This window comes from Streptococcus sp. HJ1, from assembly GCF_052399005.1.
Lineage (GTDB): Bacteria > Bacillota > Bacilli > Lactobacillales > Streptococcaceae > Streptococcus.
Genome location: NZ_CP199005.1, coordinates 545,130 through 571,282, shown reverse-complemented (window position 1 = coordinate 571,282; position 26,153 = coordinate 545,130). Strand labels below are relative to the sequence as shown.

The 26,153-nt window shown below is 44.5% G+C and carries 28 protein-coding genes; 2 read left to right on the top strand and 26 right to left on the bottom strand.

The features are described from left to right. Positions 1-14: 14 nt before the first annotated feature. From ACT17O_RS02795 to ACT17O_RS02680, 24 genes are all read right to left on the bottom strand, one after another. Positions 15-1,289, bottom strand: a complete 1,275-nt coding sequence (locus ACT17O_RS02795; protein WP_444817700.1) for a hydroxymethylglutaryl-CoA reductase, degradative — start codon at positions 1,287-1,289, stop codon at positions 15-17. Further along, positions 1,289-2,461 (bottom strand): hydroxymethylglutaryl-CoA synthase, encoded by a 1,173-nt coding sequence (locus ACT17O_RS02790; protein ID WP_070568082.1) that lies wholly within the window; start codon positions 2,459-2,461, stop codon positions 1,289-1,291. Before ACT17O_RS02790 ends, ACT17O_RS02795 begins: the two co-directional genes overlap by 1 nt. A gap of 118 nt (positions 2,462-2,579) precedes the next feature. After that, positions 2,580-3,035: a threonine/serine exporter family protein gene (locus tag ACT17O_RS02785; RefSeq protein WP_000176902.1), complete on the bottom strand. Its 456-nt coding sequence runs from the start codon at positions 3,033-3,035 to the stop codon at positions 2,580-2,582. Between the two features lies 1 nt (position 3,036). Then, complete coding sequence (locus tag ACT17O_RS02780) at positions 3,037-3,795, bottom strand: threonine/serine exporter family protein (protein WP_000344542.1); 759 nt, start codon at positions 3,793-3,795, stop codon at positions 3,037-3,039. Between the two features lie 87 nt (positions 3,796-3,882). Further along, positions 3,883-5,784, bottom strand: coding sequence for a Stk1 family PASTA domain-containing Ser/Thr kinase (pknB, locus tag ACT17O_RS02775; protein ID WP_070683772.1), 1,902 nt, complete (start codon positions 5,782-5,784; stop codon positions 3,883-3,885). Continuing rightward, positions 5,781-6,521, bottom strand: a complete 741-nt coding sequence (locus ACT17O_RS02770; RefSeq protein ID WP_000401527.1) for a Stp1/IreP family PP2C-type Ser/Thr phosphatase — start codon at positions 6,519-6,521, stop codon at positions 5,781-5,783. The genes pknB and ACT17O_RS02770 overlap by 4 nt, the downstream gene beginning before the upstream one ends. Positions 6,522-6,536: 15 nt before the next feature. After that, a complete protein-coding gene (gene rsmB, locus ACT17O_RS02765) occupies positions 6,537-7,850 on the bottom strand; it encodes a 16S rRNA (cytosine(967)-C(5))-methyltransferase RsmB (RefSeq protein ID WP_070683787.1) in 1,314 nt (437 codons plus the stop codon). Continuing rightward, positions 7,843-8,778, bottom strand: a complete 936-nt coding sequence (gene fmt, locus ACT17O_RS02760; protein ID WP_444817699.1) for a methionyl-tRNA formyltransferase — start codon at positions 8,776-8,778, stop codon at positions 7,843-7,845. The genes rsmB and fmt overlap by 8 nt, the downstream gene beginning before the upstream one ends. A 12-nt stretch (positions 8,779-8,790) precedes the next feature. After that, on the bottom strand, positions 8,791-11,187 hold the full coding sequence (locus ACT17O_RS02755) for a primosomal protein N' (RefSeq protein WP_125413705.1): 2,397 nt from the start codon (positions 11,185-11,187) through the stop codon (positions 8,791-8,793). Between the two features lie 65 nt (positions 11,188-11,252). Then, positions 11,253-11,567 (bottom strand): DNA-directed RNA polymerase subunit omega, encoded by a 315-nt coding sequence (gene rpoZ, locus ACT17O_RS02750; RefSeq protein ID WP_002874282.1) that lies wholly within the window; start codon positions 11,565-11,567, stop codon positions 11,253-11,255. 24 nt (positions 11,568-11,591) lie between these two features. Then, positions 11,592-12,218, bottom strand: a complete 627-nt coding sequence (gmk, locus tag ACT17O_RS02745) for a guanylate kinase (protein ID WP_000775041.1) — start codon at positions 12,216-12,218, stop codon at positions 11,592-11,594. A gap of 134 nt (positions 12,219-12,352) precedes the next feature. Then, complete coding sequence (locus ACT17O_RS02740) at positions 12,353-13,966, bottom strand: ribonuclease Y (protein ID WP_033606008.1); 1,614 nt, start codon at positions 13,964-13,966, stop codon at positions 12,353-12,355. Between the two features lie 205 nt (positions 13,967-14,171). Then, positions 14,172-14,426, bottom strand: coding sequence for a Txe/YoeB family addiction module toxin (locus tag ACT17O_RS02735; protein WP_000924723.1), 255 nt, complete (start codon positions 14,424-14,426; stop codon positions 14,172-14,174). A 3-nt stretch (positions 14,427-14,429) separates the two neighbouring features. Beyond that, positions 14,430-14,684, bottom strand: a complete 255-nt coding sequence (locus ACT17O_RS02730) for a type II toxin-antitoxin system Phd/YefM family antitoxin (protein ID WP_000388572.1) — start codon at positions 14,682-14,684, stop codon at positions 14,430-14,432. A gap of 132 nt (positions 14,685-14,816) precedes the next feature. After that, the gene (locus ACT17O_RS02725) at positions 14,817-15,914 is read right to left on the bottom strand and encodes a nucleotidyltransferase (protein WP_444817698.1); all 1,098 of its coding nucleotides are present in this window, start codon (positions 15,912-15,914) and stop codon (positions 14,817-14,819) included. Between the two features lie 9 nt (positions 15,915-15,923). Beyond that, positions 15,924-16,664 (bottom strand): class I SAM-dependent DNA methyltransferase, encoded by a 741-nt coding sequence (locus ACT17O_RS02720; RefSeq protein WP_444817697.1) that lies wholly within the window; start codon positions 16,662-16,664, stop codon positions 15,924-15,926. 109 nt (positions 16,665-16,773) lie between these two features. Beyond that, positions 16,774-17,127, bottom strand: a complete 354-nt coding sequence (rsfS, locus tag ACT17O_RS02715) for a ribosome silencing factor (RefSeq protein ID WP_444817696.1) — start codon at positions 17,125-17,127, stop codon at positions 16,774-16,776. Beyond that, positions 17,128-17,721 carry a bis(5'-nucleosyl)-tetraphosphatase (symmetrical) YqeK gene (yqeK, locus tag ACT17O_RS02710; protein ID WP_444817695.1) on the bottom strand — a complete coding sequence of 198 codons (594 nt, stop codon included), beginning with the start codon at positions 17,719-17,721 and terminating at the stop codon, positions 17,128-17,130. It lies immediately after the preceding gene. After that, positions 17,721-18,350, bottom strand: a complete 630-nt coding sequence (locus tag ACT17O_RS02705) for a nicotinate-nucleotide adenylyltransferase (RefSeq protein ID WP_414353675.1) — start codon at positions 18,348-18,350, stop codon at positions 17,721-17,723. Before ACT17O_RS02705 ends, yqeK begins: the two co-directional genes overlap by 1 nt. A 50-nt stretch (positions 18,351-18,400) precedes the next feature. Beyond that, entirely contained in the window at positions 18,401-18,712 is a 312-nt protein-coding gene (gene yhbY / locus ACT17O_RS02700; protein WP_000060171.1) for a ribosome assembly RNA-binding protein YhbY, read from the bottom strand. Between the two features lie 211 nt (positions 18,713-18,923). After that, entirely contained in the window at positions 18,924-20,030 is a 1,107-nt protein-coding gene (gene yqeH, locus ACT17O_RS02695; protein ID WP_444817694.1) for a ribosome biogenesis GTPase YqeH, read from the bottom strand. Positions 20,031-20,032: 2 nt separating this feature from the next. Beyond that, positions 20,033-20,560, bottom strand: coding sequence for a YqeG family HAD IIIA-type phosphatase (locus ACT17O_RS02690; protein WP_006153778.1), 528 nt, complete (start codon positions 20,558-20,560; stop codon positions 20,033-20,035). Positions 20,561-20,574: 14 nt separating this feature from the next. Further along, the gene (locus ACT17O_RS02685; RefSeq protein ID WP_049536684.1) at positions 20,575-21,483 is read right to left on the bottom strand and encodes a magnesium transporter CorA family protein; all 909 of its coding nucleotides are present in this window, start codon (positions 21,481-21,483) and stop codon (positions 20,575-20,577) included. A 57-nt stretch (positions 21,484-21,540) separates the two neighbouring features. Then, on the bottom strand, positions 21,541-22,101 hold the full coding sequence (locus tag ACT17O_RS02680; RefSeq protein ID WP_049536686.1) for a mechanosensitive ion channel family protein: 561 nt from the start codon (positions 22,099-22,101) through the stop codon (positions 21,541-21,543). Positions 22,102-22,251: 150 nt separating this feature from the next. On the opposite strand from ACT17O_RS02680, the gene sstT reads away from it, so the two are divergent. Together sstT and ACT17O_RS02670 are read left to right on the top strand one after the other, a co-directional pair. Next, positions 22,252-23,463 carry a serine/threonine transporter SstT gene (sstT, locus tag ACT17O_RS02675; RefSeq protein WP_444817693.1) on the top strand — a complete coding sequence of 404 codons (1,212 nt, stop codon included), beginning with the start codon at positions 22,252-22,254 and terminating at the stop codon, positions 23,461-23,463. A 49-nt stretch (positions 23,464-23,512) separates the two neighbouring features. After that, positions 23,513-24,466, top strand: coding sequence for an aromatic acid exporter family protein (locus ACT17O_RS02670; RefSeq protein ID WP_255777976.1), 954 nt, complete (start codon positions 23,513-23,515; stop codon positions 24,464-24,466). Between the two features lie 197 nt (positions 24,467-24,663). On the opposite strand, the gene ACT17O_RS02665 is transcribed toward ACT17O_RS02670, so the two are convergent. Both ACT17O_RS02665 and ACT17O_RS02660 read right to left on the bottom strand, forming a co-directional pair. After that, on the bottom strand, positions 24,664-25,134 hold the full coding sequence (locus ACT17O_RS02665; RefSeq protein ID WP_444817692.1) for a hypothetical protein: 471 nt from the start codon (positions 25,132-25,134) through the stop codon (positions 24,664-24,666). Positions 25,135-25,170: 36 nt separating this feature from the next. Then, the gene (locus tag ACT17O_RS02660) at positions 25,171-26,052 is read right to left on the bottom strand and encodes a beta-carotene 15,15'-monooxygenase (RefSeq protein WP_444817691.1); all 882 of its coding nucleotides are present in this window, start codon (positions 26,050-26,052) and stop codon (positions 25,171-25,173) included. Positions 26,053-26,153 lie beyond the last annotated feature (101 nt).

Here is a 26,153-nt window from a genome sequence, read left to right as displayed (position 1 = left end):
TTCGTCTGAGTTTTTTATGATCTTAAGTTTTCGAGATAGCGCTGGGCTGTCTCTAAGTTAAAGGTTTTATCTGCGATGAGGCGCTCAACGAGGGGAGCAACTTCGGACTCACTAGCACCTGCTAGGAGAGCTAGCGATTTGGCCTGTAATTTCATGTGGCCTTGCTGGATGCCCGTACTGACCAAGGCTTTGAGGGCCGCAAAGTTTTGGGCAAGACCGATGGACACGATAATCTGAGCTAATTCCTTGGCTGAAGGATTTCCTAGTAGTTCATGACTAAGGGCTACACGTGGGTTGAGACCGATAGAGCCACCCTTGGTCGCTACCGGCATGGGTAGGGTCATCTCACCGACCAATTCTTCTCTTTCCATATCCAGTATCCATTGACTGAGACCTTGATAGCGTCCGTCTCGACTGGCAAAGGCGTGGGCCCCAGCTTCGATGGCACGCCAGTCATTACCAGTGGCAATCAAAATGGCATCGATACCATTAAAAATCCCTTTATTATGGGTAGCCGCTCGGTAAGGATCAGCCTGCGCAAACTGGCTAGCCACAGCTATTTTCTCCGCAATTTCTCGTCCTTGGTCCCTTTGGGGACTCAAGTAGCGAAAGGCGATACGACAGCTTGCAGTCACCAGAGAATCGGTCGCGTAGTTGGACAGGATTCCCATGAGACTCTGTCCCTGACTGAGTTCTTCTAAGACTGGCTTCAAAGCTTCCAGTATGGTGTTGAGCATATTGGCTCCCATAGCTTCCTGGGTATCGACATGGAGATAGACAACGAGAAAGTCTGTTTCACCTTTGATCTGCTCTACATGCAAATCACGCGCGCCCCCACCACGTTTGACGATAGAAGGATAGGCTTGATTGGCAAGTTCCAAGAGCTCCGCCTTCTTGCTGGCAATCTTCTCTTGCGCTTGTTCAGGTTCAGCAACTTGATAAAGGGCTACTTGACCGATCATCTGGCGCTCATGAACCTGAGCAGTAAAACCGCCTGCACGCTTGATGATTTTACTAGCATAGCTAGCCGCAGCAACCACAGACGGTTCTTCTGTCACATAGGGAACTGTGTAGTCCTGACCATTCACCAAAAGCTCTGGAATAATGGAATAAGGCAGAGAAAAAGTTCCTACCACATTCTCACTCAGCTGGTCTGCAATGGCCAAGCTGACTTGTTCATCCTGCTCTAGACTGGTTTGCTTTTCAGGACTAAGGAGCGCCTGAGCTCGCAACAACTCCAGGCGCTCTTGGTATGATTTTTTAGAAAATCCATTCCAACTTATCTTCATTATTTTTCAACCTTGCTATAACGGCGTTGGTGGTCGACAATTTCAACCAAGGCGTAGTCTTGATGTTCATAGCCTGCAAATTGGGCTGAACCAGACTCATCCAACTGCACCTCTTCGAAGAAGACTTTTTCATAGTCTACAACTGACAATGCTGTACGTTGTTTGAGTTTGCTCAAGCGGTCCTTATCAAGGTAAGCCTCATAGCCTTCGACCAATTCACCACTAAAGAACTCTGAAACCGCGCCGCTTCCGTAACTGTAGAGGGCAATTTTATCTCCAGCCTTCAAAGTCTCTGCATTTTCCAAAAGGGAGAGAAGCCCGAGGAAGAGGGAACCCGTGTAGATATTTCCAATCATCTGACTGTAAAGGATGGACTTATCAAAGTTCTCTTGCAAACTATCCTGTTTTTCTTTAGACAAAGTTTTGTCCATCATCTTGCGCAAGCCTTTTAGGGCCAACTTAGGATAAGGCAAGTGGAAGCAGATAGCCGCAAAGTCATCCATCGTCCAATCATAGCGTTTCTTGTATTCATCCCAAGTCGTTGTCAGGCAATCAAGATACTGTTGGGTCGAGTACATGCCGTTTACATAAGGAGTGCTTGAGTAGTTCGGACGCCAGAAATCCATGATGTCTCGCGTTTGAGCAACGTTATCATTGTTAAAGGCCATGATGCGCGGATTTTGAGTAATTAGCATCGCCACACTTCCAGCACCCTGGGTTGGCTCACCTGGAGTTCCCACACCATACTTGGCAATATCACTGGCAATGACCAAAACCTTAGACTCTGGAGAATTTTCCACATGCAATTTAGCATAATGAAGGGCAGCTGTCGCTCCATAGCAGGCTTCTTTAATTTCAAAGCTACGGGCGAAAGGCTGAATGCCTAACAAGCCATGAACAAAGACTGCCGCTGCCTTACTCTGGTCAATCCCTGACTCGGTCGCCACGATGACCATATCGATTTCTTCTTTTTCTTTGTCTGTTAAAATAGAGTTGCTTGCACTAGCTGCCAAGGTAACAATGTCCTCAGTCAGTGGCGCAATACTAATTTCATTTAACAAGAGTCCCTTGCTAAATTTTTCGGGGTCAACTCCCCTCGCTTCTGCTAAGTCTTGTAATTTCAAGACGTATTGACTGGTCGCAAAACCAATCTTATCAATACCGATTGTCATATTTACCTCTGTTTTTTCATTCATTGTAAAAAATCGTTTCATTCTATTTTATCACAAATAGGGACAAAAGAGAGAAAAAAGACTTGATTCAACAAATCAAGTCTTTGCTTTGACTGCATTAGGAAGAGATTCCTCGTTGTTTTCGGATGTAGTAATAAAGCTTTAGAATTACTGTTCCACTTGCCATTCCAATAGAAATAACAAGAGCTAACATAACCACCAAAGTCGCGCTGGCAATAGCATGGCTGTAATCTCCTGTCACAAAGAAAGCTGTCGTTCGATAGGATAAATAACCCGGCACCAAGGGGGCAAGAATGGCCAATACAAAGACCACCGCTGGTGTCTTATAGACAATACTTAAAATCTGGCTGATGCAAGAGCCAATTACTGCTGCGATAAAGGTCGCAATAATAACATTGGTTGGTTCTTTGAGCACGAGATAGAGGAGCCAAACGCCCATTCCCAAAATACCACCAGGTAGGAGCATGGAGCGTTGAACATTCAGTACGATTAGAAAGGTGATAATGGCGAGTAAACTCGCCACTGCTTGGAGCAAAATACTTGTTAGAGTCATCTTATGTCATCAAAACCAGGGCGACAGAGGTGCCAGCCCCTAAAGCGAGGGTAATGAGCAAAGATTCAAACATCTTGCTCATACCAGAGTTAATATGGTTGGTCATGATATCCCGTACCGCATTTGTCAGAGCAATACCTGGAACAAAGGGCATGACCGCTCCTGCTATAATCAGGTCTGCCGTCGAAGGAAATCCTGTGTAGCGGGCCCAGAACTGGGCAATCAATCCGAAAACAAAGGCACCCGCAAAGGCCGTTACAAAAGGAATGCGGACAAACTTCTCTACGTAGAGAGAGAAGGCAAATCCAAATAAGGTCGCAATAGCGGCGCCAAAAGCGTCATAGACATTGCCCCCAAACATAATCGAGAAGAAAGGGGCACTGAGGGTCGCTGCTACGGTCACTTGGAACTTGGTATAAGGAAGGGCTTGATTGCCGATTTCTTTCAGCTTTTTAAAGGCTGTCGAGAGATCAATCTGACCTCCGACAAGCTCCCGTGATACTTGGTTGACATCACAGACTTTCTCAATGTTATAAGAGGATGAGGTCACCCGTTTCATCCGAGAAATATTGGTGTTTTCGATAGAAAAGAAAATAGCTGCGGGCATGGCAAGAACATTGCAATCCATTATTCCTTGTGAATGGGCAATACGGATCATAGTATCCTCAACCCGATGAATCTCTGAGCCGCTTTTCAGGAGAATGGTTCCTGCTAGCATAATCACATCAATGACGGCATTCAACTCTCTCGATTCGTCCATTTTCTCCTCCTTTTTTCTACTTCCTATATTTTATCACAAAATCTTGTGAAAAAAAATCTTTGTCATGAAATCATGACAAAGATTCGTCTAATCTCGAGAACTCTCGTGAGTTCCTTCACTATTGGATGAACTGCTAGAAGGAGTATTCCCTTGTTGATTTCCTTGTTGGTTCCCCTGGTTTGGACTTGTAGGAGAACCTTGGTTCCCACGTTGGGCAGGATTAGAGGATGAAGTTGATGGTGGTGTTTTTGGTTTGTAGATGGAAAGTTTGATACGCGTACTTGCAAGATCAACCTGTTCTCCTGCTCTTGGCGTTTGACTGACAACAGTTCCTTCTGCCGTTCCTTCAGGAGCAGTCGATACTTCAACAACCTCAATATTTGCTTCCTTCACACCGACAATCTGAGTCAAGTTATTCTTTGTAAACTCGAGACTTGAACCGATGTAGTTCGGCATGCTGACACTAGTCACCTTCTTAGCTACTGTTAAGGTAATCGTAGTGGCTTTTGAGAGATCATAGGTCGAACCCGAAGCAGGGGTCTGTCTGAGGACGATTCCAGGTTCGCTTTCATTGGATTCTTCCTCTTCCATCTTGATTAGATTTTCAGGAACCTTCTTCTCCTTGAGTTCAGCTACAACTTCCGTATACTTACGTCCGACATAATTGCTCAATTGGAAGGATTGCTTACCAGAAGAAACAATCAAATTGACCTTGGTTCCTTCTTTTCGGCCGCTACCAGCTTCTGGATCCGTTCGAATAACTCGTCCTTCTGCTACTGTATCGCTGGCCTCTGACTTTTCTTCACCGGCTTCAAACTTGGATTTTTTAAGAGCTTCCTTAGCCTCTGCAACAGTTTGTCCGGCTACGTCAGGAATAGGAATCGTTGCTGGTGTTCTTGACAAAATCCAGACCAAAGAGGCTGCAACCAATAGAAGACTGGCCAAAAGAATCATATAGCGAGCCTTAAACTTCCGTTTCTTGGCAGGCTTTGGCGCTGGAGCTGGCTCTGCGACTGGTTGAGTTGATTTCTTTGGTTGAGGGCGTTCTTCTTGCGCCGGAGCTTTAGGAATCGATGTCAGTGTACTTTGTGGAACTTTAGGTAAAGTCTTAGTGTCTGCCTTACTCGCATCGTCAAAGACCAATTTCGGTTCATTCCGACGATTATAAGACAAGCTAGTTGACAAGTCCACATACATTTCTGAAACAGACTGATAACGATCTGACAGCTTCTTAGCAGTTGCCTTGATGACAACATTTTCTAAAGCCTGAGGGACAGATGGATTTTCAGCTATGACGGACGGAAGTGGCTTCTGGAAATGCTGGAGAGCAATCGTAACTGCACTATCCCCATCGTAAGGAATATGACCAGTCAGCATTTCATAGAAGATAATCCCCATTGCATAGATATCACTCTGGAAGGTCGCTTTAGATCCACGTGCTTGCTCAGGTGACAAATAATGAACAGAGCCTAACATTGAGTTGGTCTGGGTCAGACTAGTCTCCGCAAAGGCTACAGCAATCCCAAAGTCCGTGACCTTAGCTGTGCCGTCAGGTGTCAAGAGGATATTTTGAGGTTTCAAATCCCGGTGAACAATTCCTCGAGTATGGGCTAAGCGCATGGCCAAGAGGATTTGCCCCATGATCCGAACTGCTTCTTCATTTGAAAGAGGATAGTGTTCTTTGATATAACGCTTGAGGTCAAGGCCTGCTACGTATTCCATAGCTAGGTACTGTTGACCGTCTTCCTCACCAATATCTGTTATCCGAACGATATGAGGATGGTCCAGATCCGCCATGGCTCTCGCTTCACGCTGGAAACGTGCCACAGCAATCGGGTCCGTCTGGTAGTTGGTCCTCAGGACCTTCACTGCCACTTCTTCCCCGTCTAGGATCAAATCCTTGGCCAGGTAAACATCTGCCATGCCTCCCCGACCAATCTGCTTGACAATCCGATACCGCCCGGCAAAAATCTTGCCGATTTGGATCATTCTGCTGCCTCCTCGTTCATGTAAACAAGGGCAACCGTAATGTTGTCTAAACCTCCTGCATTGTTAGCGAAGCGAATGAGGGTTGCCGCCTTGTCTGCTAGGGAAATATCGCTGGTTACGATATCATAAATCTCGCTTGCCGAAATCATATTGGTCAAACCATCACTATTGAGCAAGAGATAATCTCCTGACTCCAGTGTAATCATCCCAAAATCTGGCTGGATTTCATCTTTTTGTCCGATAGACTGGGTGATGATATTCTTTTGAGGGTGAGTTTCTGCTTCTTCTGGAGTCAATTGACCAGCCTTGAGCAATTCGTTGACCAAGGAATGGTCACTTGTCAACTGGTGGTATTCTTCTCCACGAATCAAACCGATACGAGAATCTCCAATGTGAGCATAGATGGCTTGGTTGTCAATAAAAGCAACAGCTTCTAGCGTTGTTCCCATGCCTCTGTAGGCTTCGTCCTGACCTAGTTGATGAATTTTTTGATTTTCAATCTCCAGGTAGTGGGCAAACCACTCACGAACTTCATTGACTGAGTCAATTTGGGTATCCACCCAAGCCACACCAAGGTCTGTTACCGCCATCTCACTAGCGATATTTCCTGCACGGTGTCCTCCCATCCCGTCAGCCAAGATGATCATAGTGCGTCCTGCTCGGTTGACAAAGTGATTGACATAGTCCTGATTATTTGTCCGTTTCTGACCAACATCTGTTAATAATGCTATTTCCATTGTGTCAGTTCCTTCCTATTCTGATATCTTGCGAAATTGGCTGATAAAGAATCCATCACTTCCATACAATTCAGGAGTGATCAGGATGCAGCCATCTTTCAGGATATCTTTACATTCGTGTTCTAGTTTAACCTGCTCGAACTCGGGATGACTTTCTAAAAACGCCTCAACGACTTGAAAGTTCTCCTCAGAGACAATAGTACAGGTACTATAAGTTATTATACCACCTTTTCGTAGCGTTTGACAAACACTACCTAATATTTCCAGCTGAATTTCCTGTAAGGAGGTGAAATCTGCCGTTTCTTTATTGTATTTGATGTCTGGTTTACGACGTAAAAGTCCAATTCCAGAACAGGGAGCATCTACTAAAATCTTATCAAAAGAGTCCCGACCGAAAAACTCATGCACTTTTCTGGCATCCAATTTTTGCGTTTGCACTTGATCTGCTACTCCTAAACGCTCCGCATTTTCTTGGATCAAGTCCAACTTATGATCATAAAGATCCAAAGCCGTCACCTTACCGGATGTGAGGTAAGAGGCCATATGGGCTGTTTTCCCACCCGGAGCAGCACAGGCATCTAGAACCTGCTCATCACCTTGTAGATCAAGAGTCGGAGCAACCAGTTGACTGGACTCGTCTTGGATGGTAATGGCCCCTTCTGCGAACAAATCATGTCCTGCAAAGTGGCCGTGCTCCTTGACCAGACCAGTAGCAGCCAAAGGGGAATCAGTCGCCTCTAACAAGGCTTTGATTTCCTCTTTTCGGCTCAAATCGGCTACACGAATACTGGCTTTGTTGCGCACCAAGAGACTTTTAAAGATGGCTTGTGCTCGCTCTTCACCGTATTCTTCCTTGAGTTTAGACACGAGCCAAACTGGGAGAGAATAGGCAATGGAATCACGCTTATTTTTTCGTTTGATGCTGTCAATATCTGGCCAACCTTCTCGCAAGATACGACGAAGGACGGCGTTGACCAATTTCTCACTGCCTTTTTTACGTAATTTAGCCAATTCCACTGCTTCATTAACAACAGCGTGATTAGGAATCTTATCCAGATACCGAAGTTGGTAGGCGCTCAGGAGGAGCAGGATATAGAGCCAGTTATCAAGCTTATCTCTGTCTTCGATAAAGTGGGACAGGTACCATTCCAGGTTGAGTTTTCGGGCTACCGTTCCGTAGACAATCTCTGTCACCAAGCCCTTATCTGCTGCTGAGAGTTGACTCCCCTTGAGGTGTTTATTTAAGGCAATATTCGAATATGCTTGGTTGACTAGAACATCCTCTAGCACTGCTAGAGCTAGACTTCTAGCCGTTTCTACTTTAGTCACCAAATCGTTCTCCTACAGTCAATGTCCGTCCCACTCCGTTGAGGAAGGAAGCGATATCCATCTTAGGTTTACCAGCTGGCTGCACTTGCTTAAGAGACAGAGCCCCTTCTGCCGTAGCAACGATCAATTCCTTCTTGCCAATAGAGAGGATCTCGCCTGGAGCTCCCTGACCTTCTACTGGCAGGGCTTCATAGATCTTAAAGCGGTCTCCTTTGAGAAAAGTGTGGGCAACAGGCCATGGATTCATGCCACGTATTTGGTTGAAGAGTTGACGATTAGTCTTATTCCAGTCCAACTTTTCTTCTTCAGGTTTGATATTTGGCGAGAAAGTGACTTGGCTTGGGTCCTGAGGCACAGGTTTGATCTCCCCAGCAATATAGCCAGGAAGGGTGTCCAAAAGCAAGTCACGACCAACAATCGCTAATTTCTCAAACAAGGTGCCGACATTGTCCTCATCTGTGATAGGAATACTGCGACGGGAAATCATATCCCCTGCATCCATTTCCTTAACCATCTCCATAATGGTCACACCAGCTTCCTTATCCCCTTGAATCAAGGCATAATGGATAGGCGCACCACCACGGTGTTTTGGAAGAAGGGAAGCGTGAACGTTGACCGCAAAATCCATGCTATCAAGGAGTTTACTTGGGAGAAATTGTCCAAAAGCAGCAGTCACAATCCCATCCGCTCCTAGCTTCATAATGGCTTCCATCTCTGGACTTCCAGATAATTTTTCAGGCTGGTAGATAGGAAGATTTGCTTCTTTGGCAGCCTGCTTGACTGGGGTTTCTTGGATTACTTTTTTACGGCCGACAGCGCGGTCTGGCTGGGTCACAACAGCTAGAATCTCGTAACGGTCGTCTGATATCAACCCCTTCAAAACTGTCGCTGAAAAATCGGGAGTTCCCATAAAGATTAATTTTGTCATTTCTTCTCCTTCTTATAAAAATTGCTGCGGCTCATGGTCAATACTGAGACGAAGCTCGCTATTTTCCCGTTCTTGAGTCAAGGCCAAAACTCGATTGAGAGTTGGACCCAGCTCATCTTCTAAACGGTATTTAATCAAAATCTGGTAATGATAAAGGTTGTGGGTACGAGCGATGGGTTTTGGCGTTGGTCCAAGGATTTTACTAGTTTCCGATAAACCTGAGCGTAATATTTCCATAACTTCATAGGCACGTTTGACAACCTCTTCTTCTTTCTTGTGAGAGAGGGTAATCCCAATGGTGAAATAATAAGGTGGGTAGCCAAGTTGGCGTCTGATACTCATTTCATAGGCATAAAAGCCTTCATAATCCTGATCTTTTGCAAAACGAATGGCATAGTGCTCCGGATTGTATGACTGAATCAAGACCTGCCCAGCTTTTTCCGCACGACCTGCCCGACCAGCCACCTGAGTTAAGAGTTGGAAGGTTCTCTCAGAAGAACGAAAATCAGGCAGATTCAAGGCCGTATCCGCATTGAGTACTCCAACCAAAGTCACATTTGGAAAATCCAAGCCCTTGGCAATCATCTGAGTTCCCAGCAAGATATCCGCTTCCCCTCGGCCAAACTGGTCAAGAAGAGCTTGGTGACTGCCTTTCTTGCGGGTCGTATCCACATCCATCCGCAGAATGCGAGCCTGAGGAAAGAGTTCTGCCAGTTCATCGTAAGCTTTCTGAGTCCCCGTCCCGTAGTAACGAATACTGCGGCTTTGACAGTTGGGACAGACATGAGGAATCCCCTTTGAAAATCCACAGTAATGGCAGTTCATGGTCTTGGTATCCATGTGGAGAGTCAGAGAAATATCACAGTTGGGACAGCTATCTACCGTTCCACACTCCCGACACATAACAAAACTAGAATAACCCCGACGGTTGAGCATGAGGACTGCCTGTTCTTTTTTATCCAAACGGTCTCGAATGGCCTCTAGCAAAGGAGGCGTAAAGTTTGATGTCTCATTCTGCCCGATATAGTCCCGAAAGTCAATCACTTGAACTTCAGGAATAGTGGCTAAAGGATTGGCCCGTTGGGTCAGACGTAAGTGTTGATAGACACCTTTTCCAGCACGCGCACGGCTCTCTAAGCTCGGTGTCGCTGAGCCAAGGACTAGGGCTGCTTGATTGTACTGGGCCCGTAGAATGGCGACCTCTCTAGCATGATAACGGGGATTGCTGTCTTGTTTGTAGCTAGCTTCATGCTCTTCGTCGATAATTATAACACCTAGATTTTTCAAAGGAGCAAAGATAGCTGATCGAGCGCCAACAACAACTTGGGCATCGCCACGCTCAACCTTGCGCCATTCGTCGTACTTTTCACCATTGGACAGGCCTGAGTGAAGAATGGCTACTTTCTCACCAAATCGAGCAATAAAACGCTCCGTCATTTGTGGCGTCAGAGAAATCTCAGGCACCAGCAAAATAGCCGTCTTACCCTTATCCAAGGCTCCTTGGATAATCTGCAAGTAAACCTCCGTTTTCCCACTTCCTGTAATCCCTTGAAGGAGGAATGGAGGCTGTTGACTACCAATAGCACTGACAACCGCATCGCGAGCTTGTCTTTGCTCTGGGTTCAGCTCCAAAGGTGTACTTGCTTCAATGCCTTCAAAATAAGCAGCTGAACGTTGCACTTCCTTTTGGACTAGAGTTAAAGCTCCTTGCTCCACAAAAAAGTTGACTTGCTCCCGTGAGTAGGATTCTAACAAGCTAGCCAGAGGAGCACTTTCAGGATGGGCTAGCAAATAGTCTCTCAGCTCTGCCTTTTTCTTAGCACGCGTAGAAATCTCAATCTGCTCTAGTCGAGTAGCATCAACCTCATACCAAGACTGGGTCTTGACCTTCTTCTGATCGACAGCCTGATACTCTAAGCGGAGCAGACCTTTTCTGGACAAGCGCATCATTTCTGCCTGTTTGGCAAGGTCTAGAGAAGAAAAGGCTAGCGAATCTTCTGAACCAAACAAACGCTCTCGGTCTGCCTGACTGAGACCTTCTAAAGGATAAAGAATCTTATCATAACTGGAGTTTAAAAATCCCGGCAACATGGCTTTTAGAATGGAGATTTTATAAGAAAAGACAGACTTGCGTAACTCCTCAGCCAGCCAGAGTTGCTCTTGAGTCAAGACGGGAGAAAAGTCTAGCACCTCTGCAATCTCCTTCAAGTCCTGACCTTCCATCTCTTCATCCGACTGGGACTCCAGGCCAAGCACAATCCCTTGTATCAAACGATTACCCTTGCCGAAGGGGACATGAACCCGCATACCGACTTCCAGCATCTCTACAAATTCCTCAGGGACCTTGTAACTGTATGGCTGGTCCGTCTGCATTAGGGGAACATCCACGATTATCTTTGCAATAGCCATCTTCTCACCTCCTTCTTGTCAGTACATTCTTGCAATAGAAAAAATAAGATTGAGTCCCCCCAACCTTAAATTTTTTCACCATCTTCTTTTTCTTTAGCGATTTGCTCTTTGATTTTCTTTTCTTCTTCTTCTTTGCGGCGTTTTTCTTCTTCGATACGGAGACGAACCGCTTCACGTTTTCCTTCTGGATCTGGGTGAATGGTTACATTTCCTGACTCGATTTCTTCCAAAGCGCGAAGAGTTGATTTTTCAGACTTAAACTCTTGAGTTGCTGGTGCACCTGCTTCTAGTTCGTGGGCACGTTTTGCTTCCAAGATTACGAGTGAATATTTTGATGGTACCTTGTCGAGCAAGGTATCAATAGAGGGTTTTAACATCATTTGCTTGTACCTGTTTCCTATAGTTTATCGAGTAGTTGGAGATTTTGGCAACATCTCCTGGTAGTGACCAATGACACGGTCCACACGGAAGTGTTCTGCTTCGATCACACGCTTGACACGTTCAGCAGCGAGGGGCACCTGATCGTTGACAATGGCATAATCATACTCACGCATGAGAGCAATTTCTTCCTTGGCTTTTTCGATTCGTTGGGCAATCACTTCTGCACTATCTGTTCCACGACCTACCAAACGATCTTGCAATTCATCCAAATCTGGTGGCGTTAGAAAGATAAAGACAGCATCAGGAACCTTTTTCTTAACCTGAAGAGCTCCTTGGACTTCAATCTCAAGAAAGACATCGATTCCCTTGTCCAGAGTTTCATTGACATAGGTTAGAGGAGTTCCATAATAGTTACCGACATATTCTGCATATTCCAACATCTGACCTTGACGAATTAGCTCTTCAAACTCTTCACGAGTACGGAAGAAATAGTCCACTCCGTCCACTTCACCAGGACGTTGCGCGCGCGTCGTCATCGATACAGAGTATTGAAATTGATTCTCAGAACTCTCAAAAATCTCTCTTCTAACCGTTCCTTTCCCAACTCCTGAAGGACCAGAAAAAACGATTAGCAAGCCTCGGTCTGCCATTATGTCTCCTTTAGTTAGTCTGTGAAATAAAGTGAAATTTCTCTCGAATACTGATGATAAGGTCAGTTATCCTTCTACAGTCTTTCTATCTAGTGTAACAAAAAAGCAGTAATATTTCAACTGCTCTTTCTTATTTATTTAGCATAATCTACTGCACGAAGTTCGCGGATCACGGTTACCTTGATATTTCCTGGGTAATCGAGATTGTTTTCAATTTTCTCACGAACTTTGTGAGCCAAGATTGTGACTTTGTCGTCTTTGATTTGTCCTGGATTAACCATGATACGGATTTCACGTCCTGCTTGAAGGGCGAAGCTGTTTTGCACCCCTTCAAAGCCATTGGCGATTTCTTCCAAGTCATGGAGACGCTTGATATAGCTTTCAAGAGATTCACTACGAGCACCTGGACGCGCTGCACTCAAGGCATCTGCTGCAGCAACGATCACCGCAATGACGCTTTCGGCTTCCACATCGCCGTGGTGGCTAGCAATGGTATTCACCACAACTGGGTGTTCCTTGTACTTACGAGCCAACTCCGTACCAATCTCAACGTGGCTACCTTCAACTTCGCGGTCAATAGCTTTCCCGATGTCATGAAGGAATCCAGCACGACGGGCAAGAGCTGCATTTTCACCAAGTTCACTGGCGATGATACCAGATAACTTAGCAACCTCAATCGAATGACGCAAGACATTTTGTCCATAAGAAGTACGGAACTGCAAACGTCCCATAATCTTCATCAAGTCTGGATGAAGGTTTGGCGCACCAATCTCATAGGCAGCAGCCTCACCATATTCACGGATTTTATTGTCAATCTCTTGACGGTTTTTCTCCACCAACTCCTCGATACGAGCTGGGTGGATACGGCCATCCTTGAGCAACATTTCCATGGTCATACGAGCAATTTCACGACGAATCGGATCAAATCCTGACAAGGTCACCACTTCCGGTGTATCGTCGATAATTACATCAACCCCTGTCAAACTTTCAAAGGTACGAATATTACGTCCTTCACGACCGATAATGCGTCCCTTCATGGTATCGTCTGGTAGGTGAACTGTAGAGTTTGTTGACTCCGCCACATACTCACCAGCGATACGCTGCATAGCCTGAACCAAGATATCTTTCGCAATCTTGTCTGAACGTTCCTTGACTTCTTGCTCAGCCTCACGGATGCGGCTAGCAATTTCCTTAGTTAAGTTTTCCTCTGTTTGAGCCAAGATAATATCTCGAGCCTCAGTTTGGGAAAGGGAGCCGATACGTTCAAGTTCAGCTTCTTTTTGTCTTTCGACTTCCTCTAATTGCTCTTCACGTGCATCAAGGTTTTTTGCTCTATCAGAAATACTTTGTTCTTTTTGTTCAAGTGTTTTTTCTTTGTTCGTCAAATTGTCGTCCTTACGGTCAAGGCTCGTAGCTCTCTCCGTCAAACGACTTTCAATTTGCTTGAGCTCCTGACGTTCTGACTTAAATTCAGCGTCCACTTCTTCACGGTATTTTCTGGCTTCCTCTTTGGCCTCCAATAGTGCTTCTTTTTTAAGAGACTTGCTTTCGCTCTTGGCTTCATTTAGCAGTAAATCCGCTTCGCGCTCAGCTTGTCCTCGTAAATTAGTTGCTTCTTGTTCAGCATTTAGAAGCATCAACTCTGCAGCCTCTTGAGATGATTTCATCTTAGCTGAGATGCTGACATATCCAATGACTAAACCAATGATGACGGCAAAAACAGCAATCGCAAGTGTCATGATTTCCATGTTTTTACCTCATTAAATTTGTTTATCGAATGACATACATTCCTTAATATTCTATCATAAAAAACCGATTTTCACAAACCCAAATTAAAGAGTTTTGTGTGAATTTTAGAAGAAAGTTCTGAAATCGCCAAACAAACTTTCTAACACTTAAAAATGACATTTTCATTAAAACATACAATAAAAAAAAGCCTACCTTTTAGTAGACTTAGTAATGATCTTTGAAGGACAAGAAAGCCACGCTATCTCCATCTATCATATAAATCAAGCGATTTTCTGCATCAATGCGCCGTGACCAAGCTCCTTGATAGTCATATTTGAGCGGTTCTGGTTTCCCCATTCCTACAAAAGGATCGCGTTGAATATCTTTGATTAATTTATTGATTCTTTTTAATGTTTTCTTATCTTGGTTTTGCCAATAGCAATAATCCGCCCAGGCATCTTCTGTAAACTTGAGCAGCATTCCTCACTCCTCAATCACATGCACCTGAGTGCTTCCAGCACGAACTTGAGCCATTCCTCGCAAGACCTTGTCAGAAAGTTCCTTATTTTGAGCGATTCTCAGGGTTTCCTGAATACTATCCCACTCGCTCTTTGAAAGGACTACAATATCCTCATCTGGATTTTTATTGACCACCGTTAAAGGCTCAAATTCATCGTTTACCTTCTTCATGTAGTCTTTTAAATGATTTCGGAATGTTGAGTAAAGAACTGCTTCCATAACCATACCTCGTTTTACCTCTTTTCCACTATTATACACGAAAAGAAAGAAATTGTCAGGAACTTGTACAAGATTTTTCTTTTCTATCTATTTATTCGAAAATCTTCTAAAAAAGCCTACCTTTCAGTAGACTTAGTTTGTTTCTATTCTAATGGGTACTCTGCCGAAATTCTGCTCTGCGATGCTTGGCTGTCCTAGTTGGTAAATCTGGTCTGCCTTTTGCGTCATGGTATCCCAAGGTTCTTTGCCAATTCGGCTGACTAGATGAACCTGCTCTTTCAGAGACTTGAGATGCTGTCTGCCTTTTTCGGTAAAGCCAAGAACATGAATGGCTTCTGGCAAGTCGCTTTCTCTGGCCTGCACCAAGATATAGGTCAAGAGGCGTCTGACACGCGCCTTGGTATAACGCTTGGTCGCAACCGCCTCGATCAATTCGTCAACAGTCTGAGCTGTCTTTATGGCATCCTTGATGCGCACAGCCATTTCTTGATTGACCTGATAAATGGTGGTTAGGTCTGGATTTGACAAGATTTGATAGCGAAGCAAGGGAAAATGGTCATCCCAGCTCACCTTACAGGCCTGCTCAAAGAGGGTAACAGAGGGCATAAAGCGTTCTAAGAAATCTTGGTCTGATTGATGCTGGCGGAGGGCTGTCGCCGAGGCAAAGTCCACCTCCTTGTCCACAGAATGATATCCCGCTCCCTGACGTTGAATTGGATGAAGGCTGATGTTTCGCCCTGCTACCGCCTTGGCATAGGCAAGAGCAAGGACATGATTGGGCGTGTTGCCTGAAAAATTAAGACCGGCAAACTCCTTCCACATGGCTTGGGTTTTCTGGGGATAGGAGAGAGAGTCAGGCAGATTATCCACAAATTTCTCCATCTCAACGCCTTGCTCTGTGTATAGGTCAGCGATTTTCTGGTAATCCAGAACTTCCTCTGTCCCAAAAGCTAGCCTATCAATACCCAAGCGAGCCAAGATATCCACAGCCCCTTGACCAAAGAAATCCGCCGCCTGAACACTGACTAAAAAAGGCAATTCCACTACCAGATCAGCTCCATTTTCCAATGCCATCTGGGCCCTTGTCCACTTATCCACAATAGCAGGCTCTCCACGCTGCATGAAATTCCCAGACATGGCAACGATTTTCAGCCCCTCTGCTTGATCCAGCAGGTATTTATGCCCATTATGAAAAGGATTGAACTCCGCTATAATACCTATAATGGTCATGGTAATCTCCTACTTCTGCGCCACAAAAAACCAACGGGTGCTAGTTTCTGTAGGCTCCTTATCCTCAAAGTCTGCGTAGAGTTTGAAGGATTTGAAACCAGCCTGCTCCAGTAAAATATCATAGGTCAAAACTTCGTATGTACGCTCCTCATGCACTTCATCGTGGCGACTAAAGGAACCATCCGCTTCCTTGATAAAGAAGGTCAGTTCATGCACGATAGAGTGAGGCGCTTCGTCCTCATAGGTATCCCAAAGCATGGCAAAGTCTTCTGCATTTTCATGGTAAGAATAGCCTGGAAAAACCTCATCTGTCTGGTAGGTCGAATGCACATCAAAGATGAAGACCCCATCTTCATTAAGGGCATTATAGACTTCTTTAAAGACGTCCCCGACTTCAACCTCATCTTGCATGTAACAGATTGAGTCCGAATAACACGTGACAAAGTCGAATTTCCCTGCCTTGGATAAATCCAGCATATTGCCTTCCATAAAATCAATCTTTTGCTTGGCTGATACTGCTCTCTTTTCGGCAATCTTCAACATATCCGCGCTTAAATCAAGCCCAGTCACATCAAAGCCTGCTTGAGAAAAGCGAACGGACTGGATACCTGTACCACAAGCCAGCTCCAAGAGTTTCTTTCTCTCCTTAGTCTTGGGCAAATGACGGAGGGAAAAATCCGTCCATTTATCGTATAAACTATCATCCATCACAGCATCGTAAACAGCCGCAAAGGTTTCGTATGTTGCCATAATCATGATACCAAGAGCATCTCTGGAAATACCACTCGCTCTCACCTTTCTAACGATTTTCTTCTAAATTAAGCAAATAAACCCAGTTGACTGCAACTGAGTTCATCTCCTATGCTAAAGCTTCTGAGAGATCTACTGAATCCGCCTCATGCCATAGTTTTTCTAGGTTATAGTGGGCACGCATTTCTTCTGAAAAGATATGCACAACAACTCCACCGAGATCTAGCAAGACCCAGCCTCCAGCTGCATCGCCTTCGACATGGCTGCCTTTAAAGCCCGCTTGGGCTACTTTTTCACGGATATTATCAGCGATAGCATCCAACTGACGGCTATTCATTGAGCTCGTGATAACAAAGTAGTCTGTCACACTGGTCAAATCTTGTACATCAAGTGCCAGGATATCCTCCGCACGTTTCTCATCTGCCGCTTTCACGACTAGTTCTAATAATTCTTTTTCGTTCATTTAGTCCTCTTTCAAATAGTACACAAAGGCGTTATAGGTTTCAAGAGTTTGGGGATAGATAGGCAATCCCTGGCGAGCCAAATGTTCCACAGTGCGAGCTGTTTCATAGGCTACCGCCTTATTGAGTGACAAACTTGCAATCTCACGCGCCTGGTCCACCCCTGGAAAGGCACGATTGTGCTCGATATAGTCTGCGACGTAGATGACCTTGTCTAGGTCCGTCATCTGGCCAGCTCCAACTGTATGGATTTCTATTGCACGCAAAATTTCAGGATCTTTCAAATCTAAATCTTCCTGAATCTTGTAGATACCGACCATCCCATGCCAGACATTATTGCCCCAGTTTTTAAGGTCAGGGTCTAGCTGATAACGGTCAATCAAGTCCATAAATTCTTGATCTGATAGCTTTTTAGCATAGTCATGAAGGAGACCTGCCAAACCAGCTTTCTCAACATCCACACCAAAGCGCTGAGCCAATTCAATGGCTGCATGCTCTACACCCAAACAATGGGTTAAACGTTTTTCAGGTAGGAGCTCTGCCATTTTTTCCAACAATTCTTCACGCGAACAGTTGATATAGTCTTGGTATGCCATCAGTAAAGCCCTTCTTTCTCAATATAGTCTAGCACTGGTTTTGGCAAGAGAAAGTTAGGTGTGCGACCTTGGGCGATGAAATCACGTACCATACTGGATGAAATATCCATGAGAGGCACATCCACCCAGATGACTGGATAAGAAGTCCCAGCCTTGTATCGTGGTCGCTGAACTCCTACAAACTGAACTAGTTCCACCAACTCATCAATTCTATACCACTTAGGCAGATAATCTACCATATCTGCACCGATAATGAAATAGTAATCTGTATCTGGATTCTTCTCTGTCAAAATCTTCATGGTATCGTAGGTGTAGGAAATACCCTTACGCTCCAGCTCGATGGTCTCAATAGCTAAACCTTCGATTCCGTCAATTGCCAATTCAAGCATCTTGAGGCGGTGGTGTTCAGGAATGGTTTCCTTTTTGTCTACGTGAGGTGGTTGGTATTCAGGCATGAGCAGAACTTGATCCAATCCCAACTGCTGGCGTACTTGGTCCGCCACGATAAGATGGGCGTTGTGAACAGGGTTAAAATTTCCCCCTAAGATTCCAACTTGCTTGCGTTTTTTATCCTTGATTTCTGGCTCTAACTCCACTTTTGTAAAGGGAGTTAATAATTCGATTGCCATAGGCTAATCTCCTTTAGTCTTCTGTAAAAACAGTTTTTTGGAGTATATTTTTAAATTTCTTTAACTTTTTTAGAAATCTTACGATTTTCTTTCTTGCTTGATTGTTTATACAAAATCAAGATACGTCCAATTTTTTGTACTGTATCCACACCGATTTCTTCTTCCAAGATTTCAGCTACTTCGTGAATGTTTTCATCTGTGTTTTGCAAGAGAGTAACCTTAATCAATTCACGAGCATCAAGTGCCTGACGAACGCTGGTTTTGATTTGGTCGTTGAGTCCATTTTTCCCGATTTGGATAATGGGTTTGAGGGTGTGTGCCTGGCTGTTGAGGAAGGCACGTTGTTTCGATGTTAATGACATATTCTTTCTTCCTTTTTGGATAGTTATTTTAGGTGGTGGGGGACGGTCGGAACTAATTTTTCAAAGGCTTCATCTTTGAAAAATGGATTTCCTGACCTCACAATTGAGCCTAGGTCTCAATTGTGCCCCTTGCCAATCTAACGATTGGCAAGCACACCACGGCAATAACTATCTCTGTATGAGCTCACTTTGTTCGCTCAGCGATTTTATTTTAAATAATTGCTTTTCGTGTGGCGACTGCGACGCCTTCTGGTGCCCAGACGGCGACTTTGGCAGTGCCTGTTACGCGGATCCAGCCGAGGCCTGAGATGACTAGGTCTGTCTTGTCCTTAATGGTAAATACATGCTGGACTAATTTTGGGAAATCCTCTTTTTCTTTGCTATTTGGTGGTGTCAGAAGGGTTCCCAGGTGCTTGTCGTAGAAAGCACTAGCACCTTCAAGCTTGGTACGGTGGAGTTTGAGTTCATTGTCAAAGAAGGCTGTAAAACCTTGCTTTTCTCCTGCAATAAAGTCAAAGCGTCCGAGACCACCTAGAAACAGAGTTTGTTCAGGATTGAGCTGATAGGTTTTAGGCTTGATTTCCTTTTTAGGGCTGACATACTTGAGGTTTTTAGCTGTCAAGTAGTGGGCCATCTGGTGGCGGTGGATGATTCCCGGCGTATCGTAAATATAAGATCCGTCGTCAAGCGGAATCTCAATCTTGTCCAAGGTTGTCCCTGGGAAGCGTGAAGTCGTGATGACATTCTGGTCACCCGTTATTTCTTGGATAATGGCATTGATGAGGGTTGATTTTCCTACGTTGGTCACCCCGACTACATAGACATCACGGCCCTTTCGATAGTGCTCGATTTTGTCAATGACTTCCTTAATGGCATGCTTGTTTTGGGCTGATGTCAGAACGACATCTACTGGACGAAGTCCTTCCTCGTGGGCACGTTCCATGAGCCACTGGCTAATCTTGCCCGGTTTAACAGACTTGGGCAGGATATCTTTTTTATTTCCAACCAAGAGGACATCATTACCCGATACAAAGCGTGGCAAGCCTGGGATGACAGAGCCATTAAAGTCAAAGATATCAATGACATTGACCACCAAGGCATCACTGTCTCCTACCTCGTGCAAGAGTTTGAGGAAATCATCGTCCGTCAACTGGACATCTGTGATTTCATTGTAATGACGGAGACGGAAACAGCGTTGGCAATAGACTTCGCCTGTCTCCAACCCTTTTTCGAGTGCCGACTGGGGCGTAAATCCAAGACCGGCCTTGTCTGTCGTCTGAATGGTTGCTCCACAACCAATACAGAGAATTTCTTCCATAGTTAAATTCCTTTTTTATATGTAATCGGTCCGTACTTTTCAGTAATTTGCTTCATGACACGACGCTCGCGAGCTCGGTTAATCTGCGTCTTGATAGAGTCATGTTGGACCAAGGGTTTGACTAAGATTGAGCGAATACCTGCACGATGGGCTGCCCGAATATCCGTCATGAGCTGGTCGCCGACCATGACCACTTCATTTTTCTCATAGTGGAATTCCTTCATGGCACGGTCTATTCCAAAGGTGAAGGGTTTAAGAGCCCAATAAACATAATCAATTCCAAATTTCTCAACTGCGCGTTGAACTCGTTTTTTGGTATTATTTGATACCACGATGATGCGAATACCTGCATCCCGAAGGTCATGTAGCCACTGTTTCATCTCTGGCGTCCCATCAGGGTTGTTCCAAGCAATGAGGGTATTGTCCAAATCGACCAAAACAGCCTTTATCCCCTGCGCCTGCAGGCTTGGGACAGTCAGATCATATACTGCTTCCACAGCAAAATCTGGCATATAGTTTTCAATCGCCATTCTGGCTCCTTTTCTTAACTTTTTTTCGCAATTTTTCTCAAAATCAATGACAAGACCAACCATAAGACCGCACTAGCCAAGCTGATGTAGACCCAAGCATAGGGCTCGTCTGTGAAGGGGAGGGGAACATTCATCCCGAAGAAGCCCGTCACTACTGCCAAGACTGCTAGTAAAACTGAAATAATGGTCAAGGTTGTCAAGTTATCATTCAGGTTATTATTCAAAATGTTGTTGTAAGAGGCTGAGAGTTGTTGCAGAACTTGAGAAATCAAATCGGTCATCGAAACCAGCTGATGAGCCTCAATCATGGCATCATCAAACTGTTCTCTCTCAACTTCGTTAAATCTGCGATAAAGGGCATGTCCTTGGATATGTTCTAGCAACATGCGATTCTGCTTGGCAGCCGCTGTCAGATAGACCATACCAGTCTCCAAGTCGGAAAGGGCAAAGAGGTTTTTCTTGGTCGTTCGCTGCCGCAAGAGGCCATTGACCTCATCCTTACTCTTATCCATCTGTTCGATGACAGGATAGTAGGCATTGCTGATGATTTCCAGACTAGCAAAGAGAAATTTGTAGATAGAAAGCATATCATGACTCTCTAAATAACGTGTCATCTGTTCAATCACATAGGCATTTTTCTTATTACTAATCGTAATCAAGCGCTGATGTTCTACGATAAAGGTCATGGGAAAGGCTTCATAGTATTCCTTGTCCTTTTTCAAATCCAATACATTGTAGATAAAGGTGACGGTTCCACTTTCGCGGTGGTAGTCCATGTGGGCACGCTCGTTTCTATCCAGTGCGTATTCAATGGTTTCCTTGTCCAATCCATAGATTTCAGAGAGATCTTCTAGTTTTTTCAATTTTCCCAAATCTAGGTTAATCCAAGTGCATCCATTGCCCAACTGCTTTTCTACAAACATATTTTCTCCTTTACCAAACTCTTTCTATTGTACCACAAATCTGCCAAAATAGCAGACCTACTCTGTGCGGGAAAAGTTGCTGACAACAGTGATATTTCGGTTTGGAACAAAGTGAAGGGCTTGATCCTCACTTCGAAGTTGGGTCGTGCGGATTCCTACACTGACAACCTTGCCAGACACGGTAATCGGTCCATTTGTGAGAACCACCTCGTCGCCCACATCTAGTTGGCGTTCAAAGAGGATGAAAAAGCCATTGATGACATCGGATAGAAAACCTTGTGCCCCCATCCCAATGGCAACCCCAGCAATTCCTGCCCCAGCAAGGAGGCTGGAAACTGGCAAACCTAAAATGGACAGGATACAGTAGATTAAAAAGAAATAAAGGGTATAGTTAAAGATATTTTCAAGCAAACGAGAAATGGTCTTCTGTCTGCCAGCATCTCGATTTGAAAATTTAAGCGAGGGCTTGACAATCTTTCGGACAGTCGCATGGAGGATCTTTTTGGCTATATAAAATAGAAGGATAAGAATCAAAAGAGAGATCAACTTGGTCAAAAGATTCTCTAATAGGCCTGTGAGATCCAATTTGTCAAGATAACGTTGAAAAAATTCTTGCATACAAAACTCCTTTTTCCTATTATACCATAAAATCGTTCTTCTCTTTTCTTTCATAATTATTCAATTATCAGTTCTATTTTCAAAATATTACTTGCCTCTATAGCATATTTATACTATAATTATAAACAATACATTTTGAAGGAGACTGCTATGAAACGAATCATTAGAGCCTGGACCAAGGCAAGCCTCATCAAACGAATCCTTATTGGAATGATTTTTGGAGCGACATTGGGGATGCTCTTTCCAAACCTTACAGGAATTGGTCTGCTTGGAGATCTCTTTGTAGGCGGACTGAAAGCCATCGCTCCTATTCTAGTTTTTGCTCTTGTTGCCAATGCCCTTTCCCAGCACCAAAAGGGACAAAACACCAATATGAAGACGGTTATTTTCCTATACTTGCTTGGAACCTTTGCTGCTGCATTGGTGGCCGTTCTAGCTAGTTTCTTACTGCCTGTGCAAATCACCCTGACCAGTGCAAATACTGAAGTTGCTGCTCCTGATGGCATCACGCAAGTTCTCAGCAATCTCCTGCTCAAACTGGTGGACAATCCCCTAAATGCCATTGTCCAAGCTAACTATATCGGAATCTTATCCTGGGCAGTCGTCTTTGGCTTGGCTATGAGAGAGGCAAGTAAACACAGCAAAGAATTACTGAAAACCATGGCGGATGTTACCTCTAAAATCGTGGAATGGATTATCAATCTAGCACCCTTTGGGATTTTAGGTTTGGTGTTTAAGACCATCTCTGACAAGGGCATTGCCAGTCTGGCTAACTACGGTGTCCTCCTAGGACTCTTGATTGCTACCATGGCCTTTGTAGCTCTCATCGTCAACCCACTCATCGCCTTTCTCTTTATGAGGAAAAATCCCTATCCCCTTGTTTTGAAATGCCTACGTGTCAGTGGTATTACAGCCTTCTTCACTCGTAGCTCTGCTGCAAATATCCCTGTCAATATGAAACTCTGCCAAGACTTGGGGCTGAATCCTGACACCTACTCTGTCTCCATCCCGCTTGGTTCAACCATCAATATGGCTGGCGCTGCTGTTACCATAAATGTCCTGACTCTAGCTGCCGTCAATACACTCGGAATCTCGGTAGACTTTGGGACAGCATTTGTGCTCAGTGTCGTGGCTGCCATTTCTGCCTGCGGTGCCTCTGGAATCGCTGGGGGATCCCTTCTCCTCATTCCTGTCGCTTGTAGCCTCTTTGGGATTTCAAATGACTTGGCTATGCAGGTTGTCGGAGTCGGTTTTGTGATTGGGGTCGTTCAAGACTCCTGCGAAACAGCCCTGAACTCTTCAACAGATGTCCTCTTTACAGCGGTTGCTGAGTATGCTACAAACCGAAAAATTCGTCCCTAGTCTCTGACTCCTCGTTAAACACTCGATTCTATTAGTTTAGGAAATTTTCATGTCCCTCACTCAACGTACAACAAAACTGATCTTAGCGACCTGTCTCGCTTGTTTTCTCGCTTATTTTTTAGATTTATCATCAGCAGTTTCAGCTGGAATTATCGCCCTCTTAAGCCTATCTGACACACGCAGAAGCACGCTGAAATTAGCACGCAACCGCCTCTTTTCCATGCTCCTAGCGCTCGCTATCGGCGTTCTAGCCTTTCAGCTGACAGGCTTTCACATCTGGAGCCTGGGCCTTTATCTGGCTCTCTACGTCCCTCTTGCTTACAAAATGGGTTGGGAAATCGGCATCACACCTAGCAGTGTCTTGGTCGGTCATCTCTTGGTACAGGAGTCTACCTCCCCAGATCTCTTGCTCAATGAAGTTCTCCTCTTTCTCATCGGGACAAGCTTTGCTCTGTTGGTCAACCTTTACATGCCCTCTCGTGAGAAAGCCATTCAAAGTTACCACCTTCAGGTCGAAGAAAAGTTAAAAGACATCCTGCTTCGCTTTAAATACTATCTGTCAAGAGGAGACGGGCGCAACCAAGCCCAACTCGTTGACCAATTAGACAAGCTCCTCGATGAAGCCCTCAAACTGGTCTATTTGGACCACTCGGATCATCTCTTTCACCAGACGGACTACCATATCCACTACTTTGAGATGAGGCAGCGACAAAGTCGTATCCTGCGAAATATGGCCCAGCAGATTAATACCTGTCATCTTGCCGCAAGTGAGAGTTTGATTTTGGCCCAGCTCTTTTCTAAGATTGCTGCCCAGCTAAGTCAGACCAATCCTGCTCATGACCTACTTGATGACATCGAACGCTATCTGCAAGTCTTCCGCAATCGGAGTCTCCCTAAAACACGCGAGGAGTTTGAGACCCGTGCCACCCTACTGCAACTACTACGCGAAGCCGAAACCTTTATCCAGGTTAAGGTTGATTTTTACCAGAAATATGGAAACTAGAACGCAAAGAACCTCAGAGACCTTCCTCTGAGGTTCTTTTGTTTTGCATTTGGAAGAGAAGTTTATTTAACCATTTCCCCTTTGAATTATCAAGATAGGGATGTTTTCTGGAGAACATGAGTCCCTAACACGGCTAGCCATATTTAAAAATTCACAGACTATTTCAACAGTAAGATTAACTTTCGTAACAATCCAAGTTAGAAAACTTTATACTTTCCACCCGCATATCCGCAAGGAATGTAGCCTGCTTGATATAAAGCACACAAATCATCGAAAAATCTTGACTCAGCTTGGGGAACCTCTTTTTTGATGGTCAAGTACCTAGCTATGCCAATGATATCAAATAGAATCTGATCTTTCATGGATGCTACTAGTTTACCTTCCCCGATCAGGTTATCTAATCGTGCTTCAATTTCAGGAATTATTTCCTCTTTTGCGCTAATTCCCAGTGAGTTCCAGTGCTTATGAATATCACTATGATTTTTAAAAATATAAACACTAAAATCACCACCTTTCTCTAACACAAAATTCTCCCACTTCAAACTATTGATGTTCTTTTCTGCTTCCTGCAATTTCTTTATCTGTTTGATGGGAACAGTCGTTTCTCTGCTTTCCTTTAAGAAAGGAAGCGAGATTAAACTTTTAATAACGTCATCATTTATTTTCATAAATAACCTCCATTTTATATGAAAACTCCGATTTCCTCACATTCTCTCTTCCTGCAACTGTCCACTTTTCACCAGCTTTTTATAGTATCGTTTGCTATACCATTCTCGGTCCGATATCTTTAAATAAGCCTTATACTCCTCTGGGTATTTGTGGATATAGTAGGCTTGAAAGATATGGACATTGATCATAAAGGCGATAAAATGAGCTCCAATGACAAACCAAACTGGCAAAAATAAGCCTAAAATATAGAAATACCACTGAAGAGGGACTTGATATAGCAGATGATAGACCAGCGACACTGGAAAGAGAACTGCCGCGGTTCCAGCGAGAATCCTGACTAGCTGCTTGAGGATTGACTTTTCCTCTTGATCATTTAGTCTGCGCTTGAGATTCTGGATGCTATTGAGGATAATCCAGAAAAAGAGGGCTATGCCTATCCCAAGTTCAAGCCAGAAACCCAGCCATGTATAAGCATCATAGGCCACTGCACTGGCAAAGTACAGTCCTGATATGAAAGCGCAAATGGACATGGCAAAATAGAAAGGAAAGTAGGTCCAAAGCTGGCTGGTCAAGCGTTTTTTGGGCCAAAAAACAAGCACCATTCCTACATAGGATATCGCATATACCGTCAGATTAAAGGACTTTAGAAAGCTACTCATGTTATGAATCAGCAATCCTGCTTCCAGGGAAATGACCTTAACATCACTATCTACACCTATAAACTCCGGTATCCCGATTAATACGCCATAGATCAGAATCCCTGAAAAGCAAAATCCAAGAATAATCACTGTAAAGAGGCGGTTGATGATGCCCATATGAATGGGGTTGGGCATACCTGCGGTCAGGGCAAAATCCCCCTGGGTCACGATTCGCTTACTTCTTTCAAAGTCGGCACCGAAAATACGGATGTCTTTCATTTTTTATCTCCAAATGTCATCTGGCAGAATGCTGTATATTCTTGAAAATCTTCCATTTGAGGAGGGCATCACATAGCAACTCTCGTAGCAGCTACACCTCG

What these genes read in the sequence shown, in the direction of transcription:
- ACT17O_RS02795 (WP_444817700.1), bottom strand. Translation starts at nt 1,289, where the DNA reads ATGAAGATAAGTTGGAATGGATTTTCTAAAAAATCATACCAAGAGCGC.
- ACT17O_RS02790 (WP_070568082.1), bottom strand. Translation starts at nt 2,461, where the DNA reads ATGACAATCGGTATTGATAAGATTGGTTTTGCGACCAGTCAATACGTC.
- ACT17O_RS02785 (WP_000176902.1), bottom strand. Translation starts at nt 3,035, where the DNA reads ATGACTCTAACAAGTATTTTGCTCCAAGCAGTGGCGAGTTTACTCGCC.
- ACT17O_RS02780 (WP_000344542.1), bottom strand. Translation starts at nt 3,795, where the DNA reads ATGGACGAATCGAGAGAGTTGAATGCCGTCATTGATGTGATTATGCTA.
- pknB (WP_070683772.1), bottom strand. Translation starts at nt 5,784, where the DNA reads ATGATCCAAATCGGCAAGATTTTTGCCGGGCGGTATCGGATTGTCAAG.
- ACT17O_RS02770 (WP_000401527.1), bottom strand. Translation starts at nt 6,521, where the DNA reads ATGGAAATAGCATTATTAACAGATGTTGGTCAGAAACGGACAAATAAT.
- fmt (WP_444817699.1), bottom strand. Translation starts at nt 8,778, where the DNA reads ATGACAAAATTAATCTTTATGGGAACTCCCGATTTTTCAGCGACAGTT.
- ACT17O_RS02755 (WP_125413705.1), bottom strand. Translation starts at nt 11,187, where the DNA reads ATGGCTATTGCAAAGATAATCGTGGATGTTCCCCTAATGCAGACGGAC.
- rpoZ (WP_002874282.1), bottom strand. Translation starts at nt 11,567, where the DNA reads ATGATGTTAAAACCCTCTATTGATACCTTGCTCGACAAGGTACCATCA.
- gmk (WP_000775041.1), bottom strand. Translation starts at nt 12,218, where the DNA reads ATGGCAGACCGAGGCTTGCTAATCGTTTTTTCTGGTCCTTCAGGAGTT.
- ACT17O_RS02740 (WP_033606008.1), bottom strand. Translation starts at nt 13,966, where the DNA reads ATGGAAATCATGACACTTGCGATTGCTGTTTTTGCCGTCATCATTGGT.
- ACT17O_RS02735 (WP_000924723.1), bottom strand. Translation starts at nt 14,426, where the DNA reads ATGCTGCTCAAGTTTACAGAAGATGCCTGGGCGGATTATTGCTATTGG.
- ACT17O_RS02730 (WP_000388572.1), bottom strand. Translation starts at nt 14,684, where the DNA reads ATGGAAGCAGTTCTTTACTCAACATTCCGAAATCATTTAAAAGACTAC.
- ACT17O_RS02725 (WP_444817698.1), bottom strand. Translation starts at nt 15,914, where the DNA reads ATGACCATTATAGGTATTATAGCGGAGTTCAATCCTTTTCATAATGGG.
- ACT17O_RS02720 (WP_444817697.1), bottom strand. Translation starts at nt 16,664, where the DNA reads ATGGCAACATACGAAACCTTTGCGGCTGTTTACGATGCTGTGATGGAT.
- rsfS (WP_444817696.1), bottom strand. Translation starts at nt 17,127, where the DNA reads ATGAACGAAAAAGAATTATTAGAACTAGTCGTGAAAGCGGCAGATGAG.
- yqeK (WP_444817695.1), bottom strand. Translation starts at nt 17,721, where the DNA reads ATGGCATACCAAGACTATATCAACTGTTCGCGTGAAGAATTGTTGGAA.
- ACT17O_RS02705 (WP_414353675.1), bottom strand. Translation starts at nt 18,350, where the DNA reads ATGGCAATCGAATTATTAACTCCCTTTACAAAAGTGGAGTTAGAGCCA.
- yhbY (WP_000060171.1), bottom strand. Translation starts at nt 18,712, where the DNA reads ATGTCATTAACATCGAAACAACGTGCCTTCCTCAACAGCCAGGCACAC.
- yqeH (WP_444817694.1), bottom strand. Translation starts at nt 20,030, where the DNA reads ATGGAAGAAATTCTCTGTATTGGTTGTGGAGCAACCATTCAGACGACA.
- ACT17O_RS02690 (WP_006153778.1), bottom strand. Translation starts at nt 20,560, where the DNA reads ATGGCGATTGAAAACTATATGCCAGATTTTGCTGTGGAAGCAGTATAT.
- ACT17O_RS02685 (WP_049536684.1), bottom strand. Translation starts at nt 21,483, where the DNA reads ATGTTTGTAGAAAAGCAGTTGGGCAATGGATGCACTTGGATTAACCTA.
- ACT17O_RS02680 (WP_049536686.1), bottom strand. Translation starts at nt 22,101, where the DNA reads ATGCAAGAATTTTTTCAACGTTATCTTGACAAATTGGATCTCACAGGC.
- sstT (WP_444817693.1), top strand. Translation starts at nt 22,252, where the DNA reads ATGAAACGAATCATTAGAGCCTGGACCAAGGCAAGCCTCATCAAACGA.
- ACT17O_RS02670 (WP_255777976.1), top strand. Translation starts at nt 23,513, where the DNA reads ATGTCCCTCACTCAACGTACAACAAAACTGATCTTAGCGACCTGTCTC.
- ACT17O_RS02665 (WP_444817692.1), bottom strand. Translation starts at nt 25,134, where the DNA reads ATGAAAATAAATGATGACGTTATTAAAAGTTTAATCTCGCTTCCTTTC.
- ACT17O_RS02660 (WP_444817691.1), bottom strand. Translation starts at nt 26,052, where the DNA reads ATGAAAGACATCCGTATTTTCGGTGCCGACTTTGAAAGAAGTAAGCGA.